The organism is Bradyrhizobium neotropicale, assembly GCF_001641695.1.
GTDB classification, from domain to species: Bacteria; Pseudomonadota; Alphaproteobacteria; order Rhizobiales; family Xanthobacteraceae; genus Bradyrhizobium; species Bradyrhizobium neotropicale.
This window is the reverse complement of sequence record NZ_LSEF01000112.1, coordinates 1-1,877: the sequence shown is the minus strand read 5'-3', so window position 1 is coordinate 1,877 and position 1,877 is coordinate 1. Positions and strand designations below refer to the sequence as shown.

General features: G+C 68.3%; 1 protein-coding gene. It reads left to right on the top strand.

Annotation, left to right across the window (positions count from 1 at the left end; genetic code table 11):
* Nucleotides 1–1,877: acetyl-CoA carboxylase biotin carboxylase subunit (locus AXW67_RS36345; RefSeq protein ID WP_063678062.1), on the top strand; the 1,877-nt coding region annotated here is incomplete at both ends.

Here is a 1,877-nt window from a genome sequence, read left to right as displayed (position 1 = left end):
ATCCTGATTGCCAATCGCGGCGAAATCGCCTGCCGGGTCATCAAGACTGCCCGCCGGATGGGAATTCAGACGGTTGCGGTTTATTCCGAGGCCGATCGCGACGCCCTCCATGTCGAGATGGCCGACGAGGCGGTGCTGATCGGTCCGCCGGCGGCGGCCGAGAGCTATCTGGTGATCGAGAAGATCGTGGACGCCTGCCGCAGGACCGGCGCGGAAGCGGTGCACCCCGGCTACGGCTTCCTGTCCGAGCGCGAGGCGTTTCCGCGCGCGCTGGAGGCGGCCGGCATCGTCTTCATCGGGCCCAACCCGGGCGCCATCGCGGCGATGGGCGACAAGATCGAGTCCAAGAAGGCGGCCGCCAAGGCCAAGGTCTCGACGGTGCCGGGCTATCTCGGCGTCATCGAGGACGACAGGCATGCAGTGCGGATCGCCGACGAGATCGGCTATCCCGTGATGATCAAGGCCTCCGCCGGCGGCGGCGGCAAGGGCATGCGCATCGCGCACTCCAAGGCCGCGGTCGCGGAAGGGTTCAACCTCGCCAAGGCCGAGGCCAAGGCTTCGTTCGGCGACGACCGCGTCTTCGTCGAGAAATTCATCGTCGATCCCCGCCACATCGAGATCCAGGTGCTGGGCGACAAGCACGGCAACGTGATCTATCTCGGCGAGCGCGAATGCTCGATCCAGCGCCGCAACCAGAAGGTCATCGAGGAGGCGCCGTCGCCGCTGCTCGATGAGGCCACGCGCCGCAAGATGGGCGAGCAGGCGGTCGCGCTCGCGAAAGCCGTGAACTACGACTCCGCCGGCACCGTCGAGTTCGTCGCCGGCCAGGACAAGAGCTTCTACTTCCTGGAGATGAACACGCGCCTCCAGGTCGAGCATCCCGTGACCGAGCTCGTCACCGGCATCGACCTCGTCGAGCAGATGATCCGCGTCGCCGCCGGCGAGAAGCTCACCATCGCGCAGAAGGACGTCACGCTGACGGGCTGGGCGGTGGAGTCGCGGCTCTACGCCGAAGAYCCGTTCCGCAACTTCCTGCCCTCGATCGGGCGCCTGGTGAAATACCGCCCGCCGGCGGAAGCCAGCAGGGACGGCATCACCGTGCGCAACGACACCGGCGTGCAGGAGGGCGGCGAGATCTCGATCCACTACGATCCGATGATCGCGAAACTCGTCACCCATGCGCCCTCGCGCGCCGCCGCGATCGAGGCGCAGGCGACCGCGCTCGACGCCTTCTATGTCGACGGCATCCGCCACAACATCCCGTTCCTGTCGGCCTTGATGCACCATCCGCGCTGGCGCGAGGGCCGGCTCTCGACCGGCTTCATCGCGGAGGAGTTCCCGAAGGGCTTTGCCGTGCGGGTGCCGGAGGGCGAGGTCGCGCGGCGCATTGCCGCGGTCGGCGCCGCCATCGATCACGTGCTAGGGGAGCGCAAGCGGCAGATCTCGGGCCAGCTCGGCGGCCGCGTCGTGCAGCGCGAGCGGCGCCGCGCCGTCTGGCTCGACCGCGACGAGATCCTGCTCGAGGTCGGCCGCGAGGGCGACGCCATCGCGGTGCGCTTCGTCGATACCGAGGGCAAGGCCGGCAATGCCCATCTGTTGCAGTCGCCGTGGAAGCCGGGCGATCCGGTCTGGCAGGGCACCATCGACGGCCACTTCATCGCGGTGCAGACGCGTCCCATTGCGAACGGCATCCGCCTCGCGCACCATGGCGTCGAGGTGCCGGTCTATGTCTGGACCGAAGCGGAAGCGACTTCCGCGCGGCTGATGCCGGTGGTCTCGGCCTCAGACACCGGCAAGAAGCTGCTCTGCCCGATGCCCGGCCTCGTGGTCTCGATCGCGGTGACCGAGGGGCAGGAGGTCAAGGCCGGCGAGACGCT